Origin of the sequence: Nocardia sp. NPDC052112 (genome assembly GCF_040680135.1) — a bacterium.
Lineage (GTDB): Bacteria > Actinomycetota > Actinomycetes > Mycobacteriales > Mycobacteriaceae > Nocardia.
In genome coordinates, this window is the sequence record NZ_JBFAWD010000004.1 from 363225 (window position 1) to 383362 (window position 20138).

A 20138-nucleotide genomic window follows, 5' to 3' on the forward strand; every position below is an offset into this window, starting at 1 on the left:
CCGTATATTCGTGAAGTAATCGAGAGCAGCGAGTACCCGCATTTCGCTCGCCGGCTGCGTGATGCCGCGGATGCCGTCACCGATCAGCGCTTCGAATTCGGGCTCGGATGTGTGCTCGACGAGATTGCCGCCAGGGTGCGCAACCGCGACCGAGCTGCTCGTAGCAGGAGATGCGACCAGCGCGACCGAGGCGTAGTCCGCCGCACTCGAATTATGGCGTGGACCACCCTGGTTCGAGCTCGGTGCGGTCGACGTCAGTAGACGCGGCTCTGGAATGCGGTTCGGTAGGTGTGCGGGCTGGTGCCCACCACCCGTTTGAAGCGATCGCGAAAGGCCGTCGGCGAGCCGAAGCCGACCTGGGTAGCGATGCGGTCGACCGGATGATCGGTGGCTTCGAGGAGGTATTGGGCCTGGCGGATCCGGGCGCGGTGCAGCCACTGCAGCGGGGTGGTGCCGGTCTGTTCGCGGAAGCGGCGGTTGAGCGTGCGTGGACTCATACCCGCTTGCGCCGCGACGTCTTCCAGGGTGAGTGCGTTCGCGGCATGCTCCTCCAGCCAGCGCAGCAGCGGTTCCATCGACGCACCCTGCGGCGTCGGTGGCTGGTCGTGCACGATGAACTGCGCCTGTCCCCCTTCGCGTTCCAACGGCATGACGGCGAGGCGGGCCGCGTCGGCGGCCACCGCGGAACCGTGGTCGCGCCGAATCATGTGCAGGCACAGGTCGATTCCAGCGGCGGCACCCGCGGAGGTGAGGAATTGGCCGTTGTCGACATAGAGCACGTCGGGGTCGACGTCGATAGCCGGATAGCGGGCGGCGAGCGTCGGGGCCGCCAGCCAATGTGTGGTGGCGCGCAGCCCGTCGAGCAGACCGGTGGCGGCGAGGATGAAGGCGCCGACGCAGATCGAGGCGATGCGGGTGCCATTGGCCGCGGCCGCGCGCAGGGCCGCGATGACCTCGTCGGGGACCGCGACGGTGGGGTCCGTACAGCCCGGTAGGACGATCGTGTCGGCCTCCGCCAGTGCCTCCAGTCCCCAGCGCGCCCGAATCGTGAAGAGTTCGGTTTCGACGGTCGACGTGGCGGCGCAGACACGGACCCGGTAGGCGGGGCGGCCGTCGGGCAGGCGGCTGCGGGTGAATGATTCGATCGGCGTGGACAGGTCGAAGGGCAGGACCTGGTCCAGCGCAAGGACGGCCACCGTATGCATGCCGATACCGTAGGTGATCAGCAGCTTCCCGCCAATGGATGTGACCTGCGCCATTAGTATTCCCTGCAGATCAGCATGGTTGGCGAGAATCCGTTGTGATATGGCAATTTCGCCAGTTCCCGCACCGCTGCGCGATCACTACCGTCGGCAGCACCGACAACGTGAAGGAGCTGCCACGGTGCGCGCCCAGTTCGTACTATTCGACGGATTCGACCCGCTGGATGTCATCGCACCATTCGAAGTGCTCGATGCCGGATGTCTGGTCACCGACGGCGAATCGACGGTGGAATTCGTCTCCGCCGAGGGCGCGCGCCAGGTGCCCAGCGGCATACCCGCGATCTCGCTCGAGGCCACCGCCCGATTGGATCCGGATCGCGCGGACCTCATCCTGGTCCCCGGCGCGGTCGGCAAGCTGCCCGACGGTCCGAGTGATCGACGGCCGGAAACCATTCCGATGATCATCGCCCGCAGCCTCGGCACCGAGTTGCCCGCACTGCTGCGGGCAGCAGTCGAGCGCACGGATACAACCGTGGCCACGGTGTGCGGCGGCTCGCTGGTGCTCGCTATGGCCGGCCTGATCAAAGGCCGTTGCGCGACAACACATCACATCGCCATGGATACCCTCAGCGGTGCCGGCGTCAATGCCGTCGCCGCCCGTGTGGTGGACGACGGCGACCTGATCTCCGGCGCGAACGTCACCTCGGGCCTCGACCTCGGCCTGTATCTGTTGGAACGGGAGCTGGGCCCGCGCATCGCGAATGCGGTGGAAAAGCTCTTCGCCCACGAGCGCCGCGGCACGGTCTGGCGCAATACCGGTCGCACTCCCGCCATCGCTGTCTAGCGCCGCCCGTGACGAAACTTCTTCTCTCCCTGCATGTTCTGGCGGCCATTATCGCCATCGGTCCGGTAGCGGTGGCGGCGAGCATGTTCCCCGCCACGGTCCGCCGCATCCGATCCGACCCAGCTCGCTTGGCCGTCGCCCGCACCCTGCACCGCATCTGCCGCGTCTACGCCACCATCGGTCTCACCGTCCCGGTCTTCGGGCTGGCCACCGCCGCAAGTCTCGGCGTTCTCAGCGATATTTGGCTCACCGCATCCATTGCCCTGACCGGTGTGGCCGCGGGAATCCTGGCCTTGGCGATCCTGCCCGACCAATCCCGCATACTCGCCGCGCTGCCGCAAACCATCCCGGCCACCGCCCAATTGGCCATGCTCACCGGCATTTTCAATCTCCTGTGGGCGGTGGTCACGGTGCTGATGATCGTGCGCCCCGGCTCGACGACCGGGGCATGACCGAAGGTTCAGTGCGGCAGCGTATTTCCGGTGACGAGGACGACTTTCCCAGTGACGGTGCCGGATTCGGCGAGCTCCAGCGCACGCACCGCCTCCGTCAACGGGATACGAGCGGCCACCTGGGCACGCAAGCTGCCCGCCGCGGCCAACTCGAATACCGCGCCGAGATCGGCCGCAATCGCGGCACGGAACCGGGTGCGGTTGCGCTTACCGGCCCAGATATTGAAGAAGTGCGCATTCCGCTTGTTGGGCCCGAGGTTCCACCAGATCAATCGGCCCACCAGGGCGAGTACCGGCAAGCGCGAGTTGCCCGGATCATCCTTGGTGGACGCGGTGCCGTAGGAGACCAGTGTGCCGTGGGCTGCGAGCAGGCGGAACGAGTCGACGATCCCGGGACCGCCGATATGGTCGAAAACGGCGTCGACCCCACCCGGCGCAAGCGCTCGAACCTGCGCCACCACATCGCCCCGGTAGTCGATCGCCTCCGCGCCCAGCGCCGCGACGGCCTCGGCATGCCGTGCCGACGCCGTGCCGATAACACGAATGCTGGCGTGGCGGGCGAGCTGCACCAGCGTCGAGCCGACGCCGCCATTGGCGCCGTGCACCAGGATGGTCTGACCCGCGCGAACCTTGGCGATGCGATACAACATCTGCCATGCGGTAATGCCGTTCACTACGAAGGTCTCGGCAGCGGCGGCATCCAGCCCATCGGGCACCGGAACCAGATCCGCGGCGGGCAGCACGATATGACTCGACCAACCGCCGATCTTGGTCAATGCGGCGACGCGTCGGCCGAGCAGCGTCGGATCGGCGCCGGGTCCGAGCGCGGTCACCGTGCCGACCAGGTCATAGCCCGGGACGAACGGGAACGGCGGCTGGTCGTAGTACTTGGCACGGCGCATCTGCTGTTCGGCGAAGGAGACGCCGCTGGCCTCGACGGCGATCATGGCCTGACCGTCGCCCGGTGCGGGCAGCTCGCGGTGGGTGACCTGCAAGCCCGTCGGATCGACGGGGCCGGGCAGGAGAATCTGGGTTGCCAGGGTGTTCATCGGATTGCCTTTCGATGCAAGGTGAGTGACTAAACAGTCACTCCGTGGTCGAAAAAAGTGCCCCGCAGGGGCAAGGTCCGCCTCGATCGCCGAAAGCGAAAGGGCTACAACAAGTTCAGCCGGCCGACCCCACTCACGTCGTCGGATCGACGTGCCGAATACCGGCACTCAGCATTCGCGCCCAGTCGGCATCGAGGCCGTCCAGCTCGAGCGTGGTGATCAGATGACAGAGTTGGCCGTAGGCCATGAAGCGCTGCACCGCCGCGGCGTCGGCGCCGGAACGCGTCTTCGCGAAGGTCGTCACGCGTTCGAGCCCACGGCGCACCGCGTCGGCGACCTCCGGAATATCGACCGCCGATTGTGCGTGCACCTGCAGCAGCAACAGATTTCGATCTGCGATCAACTCCGCGTACGCCGCGCCCATTTCGTACAGGATGGCATCCGGCGCGGCACCGGCGACCCGTGCGGCACCGGCGGACAGCGCTCGCTCGACGAGTTCGTAGCACCGGTCCAGTGCCGCGACGAACAGCGCGACCTTGCCGGGAAACAGCTTGAATACGTAGGCGGGCGAGATATTCGCCCGCGCCGCCACGGCATTGATGGGCGTCCCGTGATATCCGGTCTGCGCGAATTCGGCGATCGCGGCATCGACCACCGCTTCGCGCCGGATCTCCGACGTAGAAAGTACAACACCGCGCCTACTCATGTGAGTGACTATACACTCACTCCGTCGGGTTTGTCGACCGTCAGGTGTCATCGGACCAGCGCTGGACCCAAACCTGCAGCGGCCCAAACGCTTCGACCAGGTCGGCGCCGTCACAGGTGAGGCGATAACCCTTCGAATCGGTCTCGACAATGTTCACCGCACGCAGTTCGCGCAGCCGATCGTTCAGGACGCTGGCCGACACACCGCCGGTCAGACTCTGCAATTCACGAAAGGTGACGCTCGCACCGTCGCGCAATTCCCACAGCACCCGCAGCGTCCAGCGCCGTCCGAGCAGATCCAGCAGCGCCATGATCGGGCGGCCGGTGCTCGACCCGCGCACAGGCTTGCCGACCACCGGCGCCTTGCCTGCTTCGGATTCCGAAGCTACCATCGGCATCGTCCTTGCTCTGTTTTTCGAAGCATGATGCCAGTCTAACGAGGTTTGCTCAATGACCACCGAATCCGCACCCCGAATCGCCGCACTGCGCCCGCCCTACCCACCCGATATCGATGCGCAACTGCGGAAGTGGATGCCACCGGAAGCCGCGGTCGAGCCGCTGGCGCTGTTCCGCACGCTGGCGGTACACGACGAACTCTTCTCGCGGATGCGCCCGCTCGGCGCCGGAATCCTCGGCCACGGCCGAGTGCCGCCGCGCGATCGCGAGATCGTCATCCATCGCACCTGCGCTCGGGCCGGCGCCGAGTACGAATGGGGCGTGCACGCGGTGGTCCAGGGTCCCGCCGTCGGCCTGACCACTGCCCAAATCGACGCCGCCGCAAGCGGTCCGGCCGATAATCCGGCCTGGACCGCCGCGGACAGCGTGCTGGTTCGACTGGCCGACCAATTGCACGACACCGGGGATATCTCCGATGCCGTCTGGACGCGGCTGGCCGAACGCTATGCCGACGATCAGATCCTGGAGCTGATCATCATCGCGGGTTGGTATCGCTTGCTCAGCACCGTAATCAACAGCGCCCGAATCGAATTCGAGCCCTGGGCGCGGCGGTTTCCGGCGCAGGTCGCTCAATTCGGAGCCGCGGACAGATCGTAGACCGCGATATTGCCGATGTGCGTGGCCTGGTAGTGCTGGGCGACCCAATCGCCGATATCTTTGCGGCCGACCGGCCGCCACGGCTCGCCCGCCGGGGCCGGCGTCGCGTCACCACCTTGGTTGCGCACTCGCCAGGAATCGGGCAGTTGCACTTCCTGCGCCAGGTAATAGCGAACCTGGTGGGTGCGGACCAGTTCCTGGAACTGATCGAGGGTGGGCACCGGATCCTCGGAGGTGAAGCCGCCGATCGCGATAACCGCAGTGCGGCTGGCCAATTCGAGGGTAGCCGCGGTCGAGGAGCGGTCCACGGCGGCCGACCAGCGGGTCGTGGTGTCGCCCAGCATGCGGACCACTTGCGGCTCCGCGAAGTTGCCGCCCATGATCCGGCCCAGCTCGGATTGCTGTTCGGAACCGGGCTTGCGCGCCTTGGCCGGACCGACCGTCGGGCCGCCGCCGGTATGCGACTGCGGCAGCGTCGCCACCGCGTATGCCGTCGAACCACCGAGACCGGCGATAACACCCGCGATCACCAGCACCGAGGTAACCCGGTCCCGCAGGCGCCGCTGCCCGGCCGCCGGCAGCGATGCGATGAGCAGACCGACCGCCACCAGCACCGCGACCACGATGATCGTCCAGCGCAACCATGGCTGCCAGTCCGAATTCCGCTGCAGGACAACGAATGACCACACACCGGCGGTGAGAACGAGTGCGGCGGAGCCGATTCGACCGAACGCATCAGCGCGACGTCGCCACATTTCGTGCACACCGAGTGCGAACATTCCGGCCACGGCGGGCCCGATCGCCAAGGTGTAGTACGCGTGCATGCCGCCCTTCATGGTCGAGAAGGCAATGCCGTCGATGATCAGCCACAAGCCGAAGGTCAATGCCGCGCCACGGACCAGATCGGTGCGCGGCGCACGCCACCTGGATGCCAGCACCAAGACGAAGGCAAGCATCGCCGCGGGCAGCAACCAGGAGATTTCATAGCCGATTTCGCCGGTGAACAGCCGGTCCGGTCCCGACCCGAAACCGCCGAAGCCCTGTCCGGGCCCGGCATTGTGCGGCATTTCGTAACCCGGTGGCAGCTCGAAGCGGTTGCCGCCCTTGTGATTGTGCCCCAGGAAGCGGGCGAAGCCGTTATAGCCGAGCACCAGATCCATGAAGGTGTTATCCGTCGATCCGGCCAGATACGGCCGCGTGGATTCCGGCCACAGGATGGTCAGCACGACATACCAGCCGGACGAGATGACCAGCGCAGCCCCCGCGGCCAGCAGATGCAACAGCCGCTTGCGCACCGTGGTCGGCGCGACGATCAGATAGGCGATGCCCAATGCCGGCAACACCATCAATCCCTCGAGCATCTTCGCCAGGAATGCGAAGCCGAGCGCGACACCGGCCAGCATCAGCCAGCGCGCACTCGCCTGCCGCAGCGCTCGGATCGTGCAGTACGCGCCCGCCGTCATCAGCAAGACCATCACCGCATCGGGATTGTTGAAGCGGAACATCAACGCCACCACCGGAGTCACCGCGAAGACGGCACCGGCGAGCAGTCCCGCACCGCGGCTCCGCGCCGCCCTGGTCACCGCGCCATACATCAGCGCGACCGTCGCGACGGCCATGAGCGCCTGCGGTATCAACATGCTCGCACTGCTGAAACCGAACAGCTGACCGGAAAGTCCCATTACCCACTGCGATACCGGCGGCTTGTCGACCGTAATGAAATTCCCGGGATCCAGTGAGCCGAACAGCAGCGCCTTCCAATCCCGCGAGCCCGACCAGGCCGCCGCGGCATAGAAGCCATTGCCCATGGCATTGACGGTGATATTCCACAAATAGGCCACCGCCGTCCCGATCAGCAGCACCACTAGTCCGATGCGCTCCCATCGTCGGATCGGTGGCAACGCGGTCGCGGTCGCGGGCAGGTTCGTATCGGGCGGCGTCGTATCGGGTGGGGTCGTTTCGGGCAGGGACGCCGGGGCACTGGTCACTGTCACCTGGGGAGTATCACAGTCGTCCCGGTGGGCCCCCTTTGCGTTTCCTGTCAGTCCGCTGTGAGCCTGCCGCAACCCCGCTGACCACGGGATTCTGGCGAACTGATCACCTATTTTCGGCATCGGCTCCACAGTCGATCCGGGCTGCGGCCCGCTGCTCCGTCTCGGCAAACGCCGACGTTCGCGGATTGGCCGCCCCGCTGTTCCATCGTCGGTTGCATCGGTCCGGACCCGGACACCCTGGGCATCCGCTGAGATCGGTCAGGTGGCCGGAATTTCGCGTTGGAACCAGTCGAGGATCTGTGGGAGCGCGACGCGAGCGGTAGCGGAGTGATCGATATCGCCGAGATCGGTGAGGGTGACTCGGTCGGTGCGCATGGCTTGCAGACAGTGTTCGGCATTGGCGTAGAGCACGTTTCGATCGCCGGTGGCGGCGTAGAGGTGGACCGGAACGCGTGGGGTCCAGTCGCAGGTGCCGTCGCTGGCGGCCACCGCTTCGCGCGCGGTTCCGGTCGGATCTTGCGCCAGCGCGAGGAACTTCGGCGTCAGCAGGAGTTCGGGACGGACGGGCAGCGCGGTACCGATGGTGATCTCGTTCTGCTGTCCGTCGAAGAGCTGTTCGATGCGGTCGGCGATGGGTTCCTGGAAAGCGTCGGCGGGCCGGTCATAGAGGTGGTAGATCCGGTTCATCGCCGTGATCCAGTAGGCGAGATAGAAGACCGCGACCGCCGGGAGGACCCGTCCCGCGACGGCGCCGGGCGTCTCGACGTGCTGGACGTCGTAGGGGCCACTGATCGGTGCCAGCGCGGCCAGCCCGAAACCGGGGGCGTCACCGCCCTGTAGCGCCTTGCCCAGCGCCGTCGCGGCCTGGCCGCCCTGGGAGAAACCGGTGACCAGGATGTCCGGGTCGAAATCGTGCTGTCCGGCGACCATGGTGCGAGCGGCGCGCAGTAGATCGACCGAGGCGCTGACTTCCGATGGCGCGTGGGTGTAGGGATGCGGGCCCGGCCCCTCGCCGAGGCCGAGATAGTCCGGCGCGATCGCCGCGTAGCCCGCAGCGGCGAACATGATGGTGCGGGCCCGATCGGCGCGCGTGTCGTTCACCGACGGCGCGTCGCTCTTCAGCACCAGCGTGCCGTGCTCATAGGTGACAACGCGCAACCGCCGAGCATCAGTGCGCGGCAGAACCACCAGGCCGCTCGCCGTCGTGGGGTCACCCGCCGGAGTGACGGTTCGGTAGACGACGCGGTAGGCATCGACGCCATTGCGGGCGGGAGTGCCCATGTCCGCGGAGGCCAAATAGGTCGTGGCCTGTTCGGCCGACAGCTGCGCTACCGGCGTGGTGCTGACAACCTCGCCGCGCACAACCGCCGGCGCGTTATCGGACCCGCAGGCCGGGGCCGCGAGCAGCGCCGCGACGAGCAGCGCGATTACCGAATGCGGTGTGCTGCGCATGAATTCGGGCTCCTGTCGAACGACCACACGGACCATCGTGACACCGCAGGCTCGTAGTTTCCGCGACGCGCCGGGCGACCGAAGGTATTTGCTACATATTCGCCGACATGCTATTAACCAGGCGATCGACAGCCGTTTCGGCCCAGATCGCCGAGCCGATGGCCAGTTTCGTTTGCACTTTCCGATCTGTGAGCGAAGGAGCACTGCGGTGTTTGCGAAAGGTTCGCGCTTTCTCCTATCGATGATTGTGCCCGCGGTACTCGTCGGCACGCTCTTCGGCATGCACGTTCCGGCGCATGCCGACGACACCGACTCGGACGGGAGCGTGCCACCGGCCGGTGCCAATGACTGGACCTGCCGCCCGTCGGCGGCGCATCCCCAACCCGTTGTCCTGGTGCACGGCACCTGGGGGAATCAGAACGCCTGGGATGTGCTCGCGCCACAGCTGAAAGCGCAGGGTTACTGTGTATTTTCGCTGAGTTACGGGCGCGCGATTTCCAGCCTCCGAGGTGCGCAACCCGGCGTCTACGGCACCGCGGATATGCGCAACTCGGCCAGAGAAATCGCGGGATTCGTCGATGAGGTGCGCGCAGCCACCGGCGTGCCGAAGGTGGATATCGTCGCGCATTCCCAGGGCGGCCCGCTGGTGCGGCAATTCATGCGCTTCGAGGGCGGCGCGAATCAGCGGAATCCGGCGGATAACAAGGTGGACCATCTGGTCACCATCGCGGCGACCAACCACGGCACCACCGCGGAAGGGCTCGGCTTTCTGCTGCCGACCGGAAGTGCGCAGGCGCCGATTCTCGGTCTGATCGCGAGGTATCTGGGCGTGGCCGCGCCGCAACAACTGATCGACAGTGAATTCCTGCGCAGTCTCAATGCCGGGGGCGATACCGAGCCCGGGGTCAACTACACGGTTATCGCCAGCCATCTCGATCGGGTCGTCACCCCACCCGAGACCACCTTCCTCACCGCCGGGATCGGGGCGACAGTCGACAATGTCTGGGTGCAGGACCTATGCCCGGACGATGACTACGACCACGGCGCGCTACCGAAATCTCCCACCGTCGGCTACGTCGTGCAGAAAGCCCTCGATCCGTCGTATCGCGGACTCCCCTGCCGGAGCTGAACTGCGCGAATTGTCGGCACCAACGCGGTTGTGTGAACGCTGTTATCGTCGATGGCACCCATGGTGCTCCGGTGGTGGGACCGTGCGCCGCGCCGTCCCCCGCGAGGATTGAACTTTCGTGAAATACGTTCCGCGTATCGTCCTGTTTCTGGCGATTCCCGCCCTGCTTTTCCTGGTGCCGTGGTGGACCTTGATCGGTGCCACGACCGACGGGCCGCTGCGCTGGCTCGGATCGGCGGTTTTCCTTGCTGGTTTCCTATGCCTGCCCGCGGCGATGTTTCTCGGCCATGGGCCACGGCAGCACGATGGGGCATCCATTGTCGGCGACACGTTGCTTGGCCTGATGTGGGTGGTTTTCAGCTGGTCGGTGCTCGGCAATGTGGTCGGGCTCGGATTGGCGATCAGCGGCGTGGACGATCCGGCGCGCTCCAGGATCGTCGCCGCCGGGGTATTCGTGATCGCCGCCGCACTGTCGGTCTGGGGTGTGCTCGAGGCGCGCCGGGTGCCTCGGGTTCGCACCCTCGATATCGCGATCCGCGGGCTCGGCCCCGCACTCGACGGACTGCGCATGGTGGTCATCACCGATACCCACTACGCCGCGTTGGACCGGCTGCGGTGGTCGGAGAAGATCGTCGATGTGGTCAATGCCCAGCAGCCCGATATCGCTTGCCATGCAGGCGATCTCGCTGACGGTTCGGTCGCGAAGCGGCATCCGCAGGTCGATCCGCTCGGCAAGATCGAGGCGCCGCTCGGGCGGTTCTACATCACCGGCAATCACGAATACTTCGGCGACGCACCGGGCTGGATCGAGCATATGAGCTCGATCGGCTGGCAGCCGCTGCACAACCAACACGAGACGATCACCCGCGGCGACGACCGGCTGGTGCTCGCGGGCATCGACGACCCCACCGGCGTCGGCCTGCCCGGCCACGGGCCCGACCTCCCCGCCGCGCTCGCGGGCGCGGCCCCGGACGCACCGGTCGTCCTGCTGGCCCATCAGCCCCGGCAGGTCACCGAGGCCGCCGCGGCCGGGGTGGCTCTGCAGATTTCCGGTCACACCCACGGCGGCCAGATCTGGCCCTTCCACTATCTGGTCCGTCTCGAACAACCCGTGGTCGCGGGTCTGAGCCGGCACGGCGAAACCCAGCTCTATACCAGCCGTGGCACCGGCTTCTGGGGGCCGCAATTCCGGGTCTTCGCGCCCAGTGAAATCACCGTCCTCGTCTTACGCAGCGCCTGAACGAATTCTGCGGCGGTCCGGCCTGACGAGTCGAGCACATCGGCGACGATCCGGCGCGCAGATCCGAAAGGCATCCAAGCCAGGACCGGTGCCGCATCGGGCCAGCAGCAGTTCAGCGCGACAACCCGAGTGGCGGCTTGACGGTTACCCGGTGGGGGTATAGCTTGCCGCGCAGGGCGGTCGGCGTGATCGCCCTGATCCCCACCGAGACGAGGTCGTGGTGAACGAAATCGGGCACGCGCTATCGCTGGCCGGGTCGATGACCTGGGAGATCCTCTGGGCATTGATCCTCGGCTTCGCGCTTTCGGCCGTCGTGCAAGCGGTGGTGCGCAAGTCGACCGTGCTGCGGCTGCTGGGCGAGGATCGGCCGCGCACCCTGGCCATTGCCGCCGGGCTCGGCGCGGCCTCCTCGTCCTGCTCGTATGCGGCCGTTGCGCTGGCTCGTTCGCTGTTCCGCAAGGGTGCGAACTTCACCGCCGCGATGGCGTTCGAAATCGGCTCCACCAATCTCGTCATCGAACTCGGCGTCCTATTGGCGCTGCTCATGGGCTGGCAATTCACCGCGGCCGAATTCGTCGGTGGGCCCATCATGATCGTGCTGCTCGCGGCCCTTTTCCGATTATTTGTGCGGCCCGAGCTGGTCGACGAGGCTCGCCGCCAAGCCGATCGCGGACTCGCCGGATCGATGGAGGGCCATGCGGCCATGGATATGGCGGTCGCCGGCGAAGGCTCCTTCGCGCGAAGGTTGCTGTCAAGGTCGGGGCTGACCGCGGTCTCCCATGTATTCGTGATGGAATGGGCCGCGATTCTGCGCGACCTCGTGATCGGTCTGCTCATCGCGGGCGCGATCGGCGCATGGGTGCCCGAGACATTCTGGCAGAACTTCTTCCTCACCGATCATCCACTGCTGTCGGCCATTTGGGGACCGATCGTCGGGCCGCTGGTGGCGATCCTGTCGTTCGTCTGCTCGATCGGCAATGTGCCACTGGCCGTGGTGCTGTGGAACGGCGGTATCAGCTTCGGCGGCGTAATCGCCTTCATCTACGCCGACCTGCTGATCCTGCCGATCCTCAATATCTACCGCAAGTACTACGGCATCCGCATGACTCTCACCCTGCTCGGAACCTTCTACGCCGCCATGGTCGGCGCCGGATATGTCGTCGAAATCCTCTTCGGCACCACAGGTCTCATTCCCACCGAGCGCAATGCCATGGTGATGTCGGAAGGCATCCGGTGGAACTACACCACCTGGCTGAATATCGCCTTCCTCATCCTCGCCGGCGCTATGGTCACCATCTTCATCCGCACCGGCGGAATTCCGATGCTGCGCATGATGGGCGGCGCCCCCGACACCAGACACGATCACGACTCACCGCACGCCGGAATGTAATCCGTTCATCGTCACCGAAACCAGCCGGGCGACAGCGGCTTCCGTGCCGAGTTCGGCCGCGCCGGCGAGTGCGTGCAGGCAATAGTTGGCCAGTTCGCCGGCGGGTACATCGTCGCGGAGTTCACCCGCCTCGGCCCCCTCCTCGATCAGCTGCCGGATCATTGCGCGCAACTGCTCCTGTGCGTTGCGGATCTGCTCGTCGGGGTGCAGGAATCGCACCAATTCGCGGTCGTGACTACGGGTTTGCCGGGTGATATGCGCGTATGCGGCCAGCACCGCGTCGAGCCGTTCACCCGCCGTGCCCGCACCGTCTCGCACACGCACGAGCTCACCGATGTGCGTATCGATCTGGCGGGCATGCCAAGTACGCAGGATGGTGTCGACGTCGGAAAAGTACTTGTACAGCGTCGCCCGCCCGATGCCGGCACGCGCGGCCACCTGCGACATCGTCACCGCTCGCAACCCGTGCTCGAACACCAGTTCCGCCGTGCCGTCCAGGATCGCGTCGCGCACCTGCTGGCGGTGCGCCTCGATCGTCTCGTTCCACAGCTTGGGCACCACCCGACTATACATCTCGACCATGGTGCATACACACCAGCTTGACTATAGACACTATGTCTCGATAAATTGAATTTCACCAGGTTATGGCCTCCGCCAGCACTCGATAGGAGACGGCATATGTTCACGCCGACCCACGATCCTCACCCCGACCACCCGCGACCCGCGGGACCCGCTGACCTCTACACCGCCAAGCCGCCGTGGGATATCGACCGACCGCAACCCGCCTTCCAGGCACTCGCCGAGTCCGGCCGACTACACGGCCGAGTGCTCGATATCGGCTGCGGTACCGGTGAACACGCGCTGCTGGCCGCGCGACTCGGCCACCACGCGGTCGGCATAGATCAATCGGCACAAGCCATCCGGCTCGCACGGCAGAAGGCTCAGGCGCGCGGCCTCGAGGTGCAGTTGCGCCGCCACGACGCCATGCACCTGGCCGAACTCGGCGAAACCTTCGATACGGTGCTCGATTGCGGCCTGTTCCATATCTTCACCGCCGAGGCGCGCGGGTCTTATGTGGAAAGTCTTGCCGCGGCGTTGGTTCCGGGTGGCCGCTACTTCATGCTCGGCTTCAGTGACCGCCAGCCCGGCACCTGGGGTCCGCACCGGCTCCACCGCGACGACATCACCACCGCTTTCGCGGACGGCTGGCGGATCGAATCCATCGAGGAATCCAGCATCGCGATAAACCCCGAACCCGGCGGCGTCCACGCGTGGCTGGCCACGATAACCCGGATGTGATCGACGATGCCGACCATCGAAGCCCGCATCCCAACCGACCGCCCCGGCCGGTACCGCCACCAATTCACCTCGCACGCAAGCGCAATGAGCTCGCCGCGCGCGTCCCGTATGCGCGGACATGCTGGCGGAGTCCGCGCGGAGGTGCAACTACACGTCGAATCGACCGACACCCAGACCACCGTCACGTTCTCCCCATGGGGACGATGCGTACTGAGTGACGACACCGACACACTGATCGCCCACATCGAAGCGACCGACGACCAAGCCCTGCAACGCATCCAAGAGATCGTCACCCACGACCTGAACCGCTTCGGACTCACCGCGCCGTGGCAGTCGATCGACGACGGCACCGGAAGTGCGCGATGACCCGCCTCCGGCCAACGGGTCGCCACCCTGCCGCTGCGCGCTCTGAGCGTAATCCGCACTATCGCAATACATTCAGGGCCGACAGGCTGGGCAATACCCAACTGACACCGGTCCGCAGCCTGCATCGGCACGATGGGGCATAGCGCTGATCGGGAAGGTCGGGCTGATTGTCCGATGCCGCCGGGTGCGGGCCCATACGAGTTGGCCGCGCCGTTTGTGGGCGGCGCGTATTTTCGGGTGAGTGGCAGCTGCGAACACTCGGAGGCGATCACCCGACATCTCCACGACGCGCAAAAATCTGGCGCATTGGTACCTGAAGCTGCAGGACGACTCGGGGTAGCGTGCGACTCAGTCGCCGGTGTAGCGGCGCCAAGCCTGTTCGAGTTGGGTCGCCATATCGATGGTCGGGTCGATCAGCCAGCGGGCCTGTAGGCCGTCGGCGAGGGCGAAAATCATGGTTGCCGCGGCGTCGGTGTCGATATCCGCCGACAGGCTGCCTGCGGACTGCATCTGCTGTAGCGCGTAGGAAAAGCCTTGGGTGCCGAGACGATAACGTTGGCGCATGTAGTCGTGTGCCGGGTGGTGTGGGTCCGAGGCGGCAGCCTGCATATGGGTGAACAGCTCGATCAGTCCGGGTACCTCCGCATTGCGGCGGACCACCTCGATGAACGCCTCGGGTGCGGAGCCGCGAAATGCGGCGACATCGGATTCGTCGCGCTTGCGCAGTACGGCGACGAACAGCTCCTCTTTCGAGCCGAAGTAGTGCAGGAGTCCGCTCTGGCTCAGGCCGACCGCCTCCGCCAGTTCCGCGACCGAGGTGGCCGAATAGCCACGCTCGGCGATGGTGCGCAGCACGGCATCGAGGATCTGCTCCCGTCGCTGTATACCCTTGCCGTAGGGACCCCGTTTCGCCATCCGGCCAGTGTAGGCACGAACCGATCACGGTCTTGTCAGCGAAAACCGAGCATTGTACGGTTTTACAGCCCTCGATGAACAGGAGCACCATCCGATGCGACTCCGCGCCCTCTGGGTGGCCGCCTTGGCCGCCGCACTCGTGCCGAGTTCCCCCGCCTTCGCGCGGCCGGAGCCACCCGCGCAGGTCGCCCCGCTCGGCCCGGAGTTCCTCTGGGGTGTCGCGGCGTCCGGCTATCAGTCCGAAGGCCATGCGCCGGACAGCAATTGGAGCCGATATGTCGCGGCGGGCAAAACCGATGACCCGTACCGGGATTCGGTCGACTTCTACAGCCGCTATGCCTCCGATATCGATCTGGCCGCGGGCTTGGGTGTGAAGGTGTACCGGATCAGCGTCGAATGGGCGCGCGTGCAGCCACAGCCGGGTGTGTGGTCGGAGGAGGGATTTCACTTCTACGACAAGGTGATCGGAAAGATCGAGGCCGCCGGTATGCGGCCGATGATCACCCTGGACCACTGGGTGTTCCCCGGTTGGGAGGTCGATCGGGGTGGCTGGCACAACCCGGATATGGTCACGGACTGGCTTGCCAATGCCCGTACGGTCGTGGACCGCTACGCCGCACACAACCCGCTCTGGGTTACCTTCAACGAACCCACCTTCTACGGCCTGAACGAACTGCGCCACGGCGGACTCCAGATCGCCGATGTGCCCGGTATGCAGGACCGACTCGCCCAGGCGCACAACGCCATCTACGACCATATCCACCTGGTGCAGCCCGGTGCCATGGTCACCAGCAATGTGGCCTACATCCCGGCCGGCGAGGATGTGGTCAACATGCCGTTCATCGACAAGATCGCCGCCCGACTCGACTACGTCGGCATCGACTACTACTACGGCCTGTCCCCGGATACCGCCACCGCACAGGTGGAAAACCTGACCGAGCTCTGGAAGAACCCGCTGCAGCCCGAGGGCATCTACTATGCGCTGCAACACTATTCCCGCCGATTTCCGGGTAAGCCGCTCTACATCGTGGAGAACGGCATGCCCACCGAGAACGGCAATCCCCGTGCCGACGGCTACACCCGCGGCGACGATCTGCGTGACACCATCTACTGGGTCCAACGTGCCAAGGCCGACGGCATGAATGTGATCGGCTACAACTACTGGAGCCTCACCGACAACTACGAATGGGGCAGCTACACACCACGTTTCGGCCTCTACACCGTCGATGCGCTGACCGATCCGGCGCTCACCCGCAAGCCCACCGACGCGGTACCCGCCTACACCGCGATCACCCGCGACAACGGTGTCCCCGGCGACTACCGCCCCACCCGGGCACCTCGACCCTGCTCACTGGTCGACGCGGCAGCCAGCTGCACCGACCCGGTCATGGTTCCGCGCTGAACGCAGTCGGGAAACGATTCCGCAGCAGGGCCGCGGTGGCCGCGCTGTAGGCGTGGCTGGCTTCCGACGGACGCAGGGTCGGGTAGTTCGACCGGTGCGTGACAACTACGCCGTTGGGCAGGGTTACGGTGCGATCCGGGACGACGGCAACGCAATTGCCGCCCGATTTGGCGACGAGATCGACGATCACCGTGCCGGGGCGGAGTGCGTCGAGTGCGGTAGCGTCGAGCAGCAGTGGACCACGGGAGCCACGGTGCACCGCGGCGCAGACGATCAGGTCGGGTGTTTCCGCCGCCAAGTGCGCGTGCAGCGCATCCGGATTCGGCAGGAAGGCCTTGGCACCGTACCGGATTGCCGTGGATTCCTGTTCCGGATGGTTGCCCATCGCGGTCGGCTCGTCGCCGTGGGCGGCCGCGGCGGCGATGGCGGAGCGTCCGGCCTGTCCGCAGCCGAGGATCAGCGCACGCACCGGCCCATCGATCGATAGGAGTTGCCGCCCCTGCTCGTAGGCGACCTCCCCCGCTATCCGGCTCATCGCCGAGAGCGCGTCGATATCGGGGCGGGAGTGCGGAACGGCTTCGTAGCCGATGGATTCGACACCCCGTGCGCGCAGGCCCGCAATCACATCGTGGCGATGCAGCGGGTCCTGGAATCCGAGGACGGTCATACCCGAGCGCGCCGAATCCAATTGATACGTCGGAGGTTTCACCCAAACAACCACATCGGAGCGCGCGAAGATCTCCGCACGCTCGCCCACCTGCGCTCCGGCTGCGACGTAATCCGCGTCATCGAACCCGATGGACCGGCCCGCATCGTGTTCCACGATGACCCGCACGCCCGCGAGCCCGCGCACATCATCCGGAATCAGCGCGACGCGCCGCTCCTCGGCGGCGGTCTCCCGCAGCACCCCGACAATCATTGCGCGGCAACGTGTTCGATGACCGGCAGACCACACTCGGCCAACACCTTGGGATAAGTCAGCCCGTTGCGAATCTCACCCAGCAACTGTTCGAGGCGGTCGAATAATTCGTCCACGAGATCCGCCGACTCATGCCCCGGCGCCTTGCGTGGCGCGAGCACGTTGAAACGAACACCGAGGCGCTCGGACCCGGTCCGGTCCAGCGCGACACTATCGATGCCGGCACCGGCCAGCAGCAGATCCGCTATCTCCGCGCTGGTTCCGACGCCCGCCTGGTCGAGAAGCGCATCGTCGAATACCACGCTGAGGAACATGCCCTGCCGACTGCCCAGCGGCCGAATTGCTTTCGCACCGAGCCGCGCGTTGATCGCATCGATATGTCCGTGCGCGCGTTCCAGCTGGGCGAGCATCCGAACGCGGTTCTCCGCGAAGTAACCCTCGGGTGTGTGTCCGACAATCGCCCGCGCCAGATGCGTCGACTCGCGCTGGAAGGAAATGGTGAGCCGCTCTCGAACCCTGGCCAGCCATTCGGCATCACCCGAGCACGCGGCGCCCAACTTGCATGGACCGAAGGCGTTGTAGCCCTTCGAGTTTCCGGTGATAGTGAGCACCTGGTCATAGAGCCGACGCACACCGCGGTCGGTGGCGACTTCCACTGCGGCAATCGGAATGTGCTGTGCCACCATGCAATCGAAGGCCATGTCGCAGATGACCGGTACGCCACGCTCGGCCAGCACTCGACCGATCGCCAGCATCTCCTCGGCCGAATAATCGGTGAATACCGGATTTCCGGGCAGTGTGAGCAGCACCCCGCACAGTTCGTCACGTTCGGCGAAGTAATCCAGGCAGGACGCCAGCAGCTCGGGATCGATCTTGAAGGAGTCGTCGGGCGCGACCGGGCACGCCTGCATCCGCAGACCGTACTTCTCCACATGAATGCCCGAACTCTTGTACAGGCCTTCCGGATACACGATCACACCACCGGGCCGGGCGAGCGTCGCGACCGCCTCCTCGAGCAGCATGGTGCTCGAATACGGGCAGACGATGACCTCCTCCGGCGACACCCGAACTCCGGGAACCCCGTCGATCGGTTCGGTCAATCGCCCGAACAGCTTGTGCGCGGCCAATTCTCGCAAAACCAGTGGCTGCCGCTTGTGATACAGCGTACCGTCGGCGTATTCGTCCGGCGGTCGGGTATGCAGCAGCTCGCGCCATGCCAGATCCAATGCCGGGACGGCGCTTTCGGCCAGTGCCAGCCCGGTCTCGCCGTGATAGGCGTCCAGCACATCCGAATACGTCCGATCGCCCGTTCCCGCGAACTGCGGCCGGATACCCAGATGTCGACGCACTTCCCGCTTGCGCTCCTCGGAGCGATTGGTGCGGGCGGCAAGACTGGGGGCCGGTGTCCGCCAAGGCAGCCGATCGGTATCAGTCTGCCGAGTCACGACACCTCACCTTCGACGGACGGCTCTCCCGGCGCGGTCATCTCGCGCCAACTCTGTTCCAGTGCCGCACGGAACAGACCGCGGCAATCGCCCTCGGTAAGGCGCTCGTAACCGGCCAGCGCCGCTGACGCGACGATATCGTTGACGACAATGCCAGAATCGGCGAGCTTGAGCTCATAAAGGCGCTCGAACCGGCGCACCGCGAATGCGACATCGTGCTTCAATGCCGAGAACCTGGTCGCGACGCGCGCCTGCCGGGAATAGTCGTATTCACCTACGGCGACGTACTTTTCGTCGACGATCAGCATGCTCTGCGCATTGCGCGCGTGCTCACGCTTGACCAGCACGCTCTCGACACCGGCCCGCGCCTGTTTCCACAATTTATCGTCATAGGGCCACACATCCTCGATCGTGTCGAGGACATACATGCGGCGCACATCGATGCGGGGCGGGTGGGTGGTATCGGCCAGGCGCAGGATCGCGGCGTGATAGTCGTCACCGACGTCGCCGCCGATGGTGCCCAGGTCGGCGGTGTGGATCGCGCGGACGGATGCCTTGGCCTGCTCGAGGATCATCAACCAGTCGCTGACGGTATTCCATTCCCAGACGGTCGCACTGCGCGAGGGGATCTGCGCCAGGATTTCCTCGGCCCGCTCCAACTGTCGATCCGCGATCATGCGCAGCGGTTCGATCTCCTCTCGCGCGGAGGTCGCATCGATCAGACTGCCCGCGACGCCGAGCGCCCGCTCGACGAGTTCAGGGTCCTTGCCGAGCAGGACATTGAAGCGCATGCGCAGATCGTGGTACGCGCCGCCGGCGAGGTCGTCGGCGATACCGCCGGCGGTGGGCAATTCCTGGCCGAGCGCCAGGCTGAGACGTTCGCGCAGCGGTAGCGGTGGTACCCGAGTCCCGTTCTCGATCTGCTGGATCAGACTGCGCGAACAACCCGCCTTGGCCGCGAGTGCGGCCTGGGTGAACCCGCGTTCCGTGCGGAGCCGACGGACCAGATCCCCGACCTGCTCCCCCTCCGGCCCTGAGCCAGCCATGCCACGCCTCCTATTCCCTGCACTCGGATTTCAATGCTCACGATGTGTCATCTGACGTCATCATAGCCACGTTACGCCGCCAGCCAGCGATAGCGATGATGCAAGTTTTCTGGTCGATCGCTGGAACCCGTACGGATGGTTGGAAATTGCGCGAGGCCACTCCGATACCGATGTCCTGGTTTGCGCATGATGGCACTCAAAGCTGCCCAATTGGAACATATTTCAGATATATCAGA

At 65.6% G+C, this 20138-nt stretch carries 21 protein-coding genes; 10 read left to right on the forward strand and 11 right to left on the reverse strand.

Features of this window, described 5'->3' with window-relative positions; translation table 11 throughout:
* Nucleotides 1-18 precede the first annotated feature (18 nt).
* On the forward strand, nucleotides 19-261 hold the full coding sequence (locus tag AB0L58_RS10150; RefSeq protein ID WP_364384586.1) for a hypothetical protein: 243 nt from the start codon (nucleotides 19-21) through the stop codon (nucleotides 259-261).
* Here the strand turns inward: AB0L58_RS10150 and AB0L58_RS10155 are convergent.
* Nucleotides 255-1205, reverse strand: a complete 951-nt coding sequence (locus AB0L58_RS10155; RefSeq protein WP_364384588.1) for a helix-turn-helix domain-containing protein — start codon at nucleotides 1203-1205, stop codon at nucleotides 255-257. The two genes, AB0L58_RS10150 and AB0L58_RS10155, sit on opposite strands and share 7 nt — an antisense overlap.
* Nucleotides 1206-1383: 178 nt before the next feature.
* Between AB0L58_RS10155 and AB0L58_RS10160 the strand changes: the two genes are divergently transcribed.
* Together AB0L58_RS10160 and AB0L58_RS10165 are read left to right on the forward strand one after the other, a co-directional pair.
* Complete coding sequence (locus tag AB0L58_RS10160) at nucleotides 1384-2046, forward strand: DJ-1/PfpI family protein (protein WP_364384101.1); 663 nt, start codon at nucleotides 1384-1386, stop codon at nucleotides 2044-2046.
* 8 nt (nucleotides 2047-2054) lie between these two features.
* Nucleotides 2055-2498, forward strand: a complete 444-nt coding sequence (locus AB0L58_RS10165; protein WP_364384104.1) for a hypothetical protein — start codon at nucleotides 2055-2057, stop codon at nucleotides 2496-2498.
* An 8-nt stretch (nucleotides 2499-2506) separates the two neighbouring features.
* On the opposite strand, the gene AB0L58_RS10170 is transcribed toward AB0L58_RS10165, so the two are convergent.
* The 3 genes from AB0L58_RS10170 to AB0L58_RS10180 all read right to left on the reverse strand — a co-directional run bounded on the left by AB0L58_RS10170 (nucleotide 2507) and on the right by AB0L58_RS10180 (nucleotide 4644).
* Nucleotides 2507-3547 (reverse strand): medium chain dehydrogenase/reductase family protein, encoded by a 1041-nt coding sequence (locus tag AB0L58_RS10170; protein WP_364384107.1) that lies wholly within the window; start codon nucleotides 3545-3547, stop codon nucleotides 2507-2509.
* A 133-nt stretch (nucleotides 3548-3680) separates the two neighbouring features.
* Nucleotides 3681-4253 (reverse strand): TetR/AcrR family transcriptional regulator, encoded by a 573-nt coding sequence (locus tag AB0L58_RS10175; protein ID WP_364384110.1) that lies wholly within the window; start codon nucleotides 4251-4253, stop codon nucleotides 3681-3683.
* A 40-nt stretch (nucleotides 4254-4293) separates the two neighbouring features.
* Complete coding sequence (locus AB0L58_RS10180) at nucleotides 4294-4644, reverse strand: helix-turn-helix domain-containing protein (protein ID WP_364384113.1); 351 nt, start codon at nucleotides 4642-4644, stop codon at nucleotides 4294-4296.
* A gap of 58 nt (nucleotides 4645-4702) precedes the next feature.
* Between AB0L58_RS10180 and AB0L58_RS10185 the strand changes: the two genes are divergently transcribed.
* Complete coding sequence (locus tag AB0L58_RS10185) at nucleotides 4703-5305, forward strand: carboxymuconolactone decarboxylase family protein (RefSeq protein WP_364384116.1); 603 nt, start codon at nucleotides 4703-4705, stop codon at nucleotides 5303-5305.
* Here the strand turns inward: AB0L58_RS10185 and AB0L58_RS10190 are convergent.
* Both AB0L58_RS10190 and AB0L58_RS10195 read right to left on the reverse strand, forming a co-directional pair.
* Complete coding sequence (locus tag AB0L58_RS10190) at nucleotides 5278-7299, reverse strand: glycosyltransferase family 39 protein (protein WP_364384119.1); 2022 nt, start codon at nucleotides 7297-7299, stop codon at nucleotides 5278-5280. The two genes, AB0L58_RS10185 and AB0L58_RS10190, sit on opposite strands and share 28 nt — an antisense overlap.
* Before the next feature lie 258 nt (nucleotides 7300-7557).
* Nucleotides 7558-8778 (reverse strand): hypothetical protein, encoded by a 1221-nt coding sequence (locus AB0L58_RS10195; protein ID WP_364384122.1) that lies wholly within the window; start codon nucleotides 8776-8778, stop codon nucleotides 7558-7560.
* Between the two features lie 181 nt (nucleotides 8779-8959).
* Between AB0L58_RS10195 and AB0L58_RS10200 the strand changes: the two genes are divergently transcribed.
* From AB0L58_RS10200 to AB0L58_RS10210, 3 genes are all read left to right on the forward strand, one after another.
* On the forward strand, nucleotides 8960-9880 hold the full coding sequence (locus tag AB0L58_RS10200) for an alpha/beta fold hydrolase (RefSeq protein WP_364384125.1): 921 nt from the start codon (nucleotides 8960-8962) through the stop codon (nucleotides 9878-9880).
* Between the two features lie 118 nt (nucleotides 9881-9998).
* A complete protein-coding gene (locus AB0L58_RS10205) occupies nucleotides 9999-11120 on the forward strand; it encodes a metallophosphoesterase (RefSeq protein WP_364384128.1) in 1122 nt (373 codons plus the stop codon).
* A 217-nt stretch (nucleotides 11121-11337) separates the two neighbouring features.
* Nucleotides 11338-12510, forward strand: a complete 1173-nt coding sequence (locus tag AB0L58_RS10210; RefSeq protein ID WP_364384131.1) for a permease — start codon at nucleotides 11338-11340, stop codon at nucleotides 12508-12510.
* On the opposite strand, the gene AB0L58_RS10215 is transcribed toward AB0L58_RS10210, so the two are convergent.
* Nucleotides 12490-13083 (reverse strand): TetR/AcrR family transcriptional regulator, encoded by a 594-nt coding sequence (locus AB0L58_RS10215; protein WP_364384133.1) that lies wholly within the window; start codon nucleotides 13081-13083, stop codon nucleotides 12490-12492. The genes AB0L58_RS10210 and AB0L58_RS10215 overlap by 21 nt on opposite strands.
* Nucleotides 13084-13188: 105 nt before the next feature.
* Between AB0L58_RS10215 and AB0L58_RS10220 the strand changes: the two genes are divergently transcribed.
* Nucleotides 13189-13809: a class I SAM-dependent methyltransferase gene (locus tag AB0L58_RS10220; protein WP_364384136.1), complete on the forward strand. Its 621-nt coding sequence runs from the start codon at nucleotides 13189-13191 to the stop codon at nucleotides 13807-13809.
* 6 nt (nucleotides 13810-13815) lie between these two features.
* The gene (locus tag AB0L58_RS10225; RefSeq protein ID WP_364384138.1) at nucleotides 13816-14175 is read left to right on the forward strand and encodes a DUF2218 domain-containing protein; all 360 of its coding nucleotides are present in this window, start codon (nucleotides 13816-13818) and stop codon (nucleotides 14173-14175) included.
* 348 nt (nucleotides 14176-14523) lie between these two features.
* Here AB0L58_RS10225 and AB0L58_RS10230 read toward each other — a convergent pair whose 3' ends face one another.
* Entirely contained in the window at nucleotides 14524-15090 is a 567-nt protein-coding gene (locus AB0L58_RS10230; RefSeq protein ID WP_364384141.1) for a helix-turn-helix domain-containing protein, read from the reverse strand.
* Nucleotides 15091-15184: 94 nt separating this feature from the next.
* On the opposite strand from AB0L58_RS10230, the gene AB0L58_RS10235 reads away from it, so the two are divergent.
* A complete protein-coding gene (locus tag AB0L58_RS10235) occupies nucleotides 15185-16492 on the forward strand; it encodes a family 1 glycosylhydrolase (protein ID WP_364384144.1) in 1308 nt (435 codons plus the stop codon).
* On the opposite strand, the gene AB0L58_RS10240 is transcribed toward AB0L58_RS10235, so the two are convergent.
* Genes AB0L58_RS10240 through AB0L58_RS10250 form a run of 3 tightly spaced genes read right to left on the reverse strand, consistent with a single transcriptional unit; the run spans nucleotide 16476 to nucleotide 19902 of the window.
* The gene (locus AB0L58_RS10240; RefSeq protein ID WP_364384147.1) at nucleotides 16476-17411 is read right to left on the reverse strand and encodes a hypothetical protein; all 936 of its coding nucleotides are present in this window, start codon (nucleotides 17409-17411) and stop codon (nucleotides 16476-16478) included. The genes AB0L58_RS10235 and AB0L58_RS10240 overlap by 17 nt on opposite strands.
* A complete protein-coding gene (locus tag AB0L58_RS10245; RefSeq protein ID WP_364384150.1) occupies nucleotides 17408-18856 on the reverse strand; it encodes a pyridoxal phosphate-dependent aminotransferase in 1449 nt (482 codons plus the stop codon). The genes AB0L58_RS10240 and AB0L58_RS10245 overlap by 4 nt, the downstream gene beginning before the upstream one ends.
* Entirely contained in the window at nucleotides 18853-19902 is a 1050-nt protein-coding gene (locus AB0L58_RS10250) for a helix-turn-helix transcriptional regulator (RefSeq protein WP_364384152.1), read from the reverse strand. The genes AB0L58_RS10245 and AB0L58_RS10250 overlap by 4 nt, the downstream gene beginning before the upstream one ends.
* Between the last annotated feature and the right edge of the window lie 236 nt (nucleotides 19903-20138).

Coding starts and splice junctions, on each gene's coding strand:
- AB0L58_RS10215 (WP_364384133.1), bottom strand. CDS start 13,083: ATGTATAGTCGGGTGGTGCCCAAGCTGTGGAACGAGACGATCGAGGCG.
- AB0L58_RS10240 (WP_364384147.1), bottom strand. CDS start 17,411: ATGATTGTCGGGGTGCTGCGGGAGACCGCCGCCGAGGAGCGGCGCGTC.
- AB0L58_RS10220 (WP_364384136.1), top strand. CDS start 13,189: ATGTTCACGCCGACCCACGATCCTCACCCCGACCACCCGCGACCCGCG.
- AB0L58_RS10175 (WP_364384110.1), bottom strand. CDS start 4,253: ATGAGTAGGCGCGGTGTTGTACTTTCTACGTCGGAGATCCGGCGCGAA.
- AB0L58_RS10170 (WP_364384107.1), bottom strand. CDS start 3,547: ATGAACACCCTGGCAACCCAGATTCTCCTGCCCGGCCCCGTCGATCCG.
- AB0L58_RS10185 (WP_364384116.1), top strand. CDS start 4,703: ATGACCACCGAATCCGCACCCCGAATCGCCGCACTGCGCCCGCCCTAC.
- AB0L58_RS10250 (WP_364384152.1), bottom strand. CDS start 19,902: ATGGCTGGCTCAGGGCCGGAGGGGGAGCAGGTCGGGGATCTGGTCCGT.
- AB0L58_RS10225 (WP_364384138.1), top strand. CDS start 13,816: ATGCCGACCATCGAAGCCCGCATCCCAACCGACCGCCCCGGCCGGTAC.
- AB0L58_RS10235 (WP_364384144.1), top strand. CDS start 15,185: ATGCGACTCCGCGCCCTCTGGGTGGCCGCCTTGGCCGCCGCACTCGTG.
- AB0L58_RS10230 (WP_364384141.1), bottom strand. CDS start 15,090: ATGGCGAAACGGGGTCCCTACGGCAAGGGTATACAGCGACGGGAGCAG.
- AB0L58_RS10155 (WP_364384588.1), bottom strand. CDS start 1,205: ATGCATACGGTGGCCGTCCTTGCGCTGGACCAGGTCCTGCCCTTCGAC.
- AB0L58_RS10180 (WP_364384113.1), bottom strand. CDS start 4,644: ATGGTAGCTTCGGAATCCGAAGCAGGCAAGGCGCCGGTGGTCGGCAAG.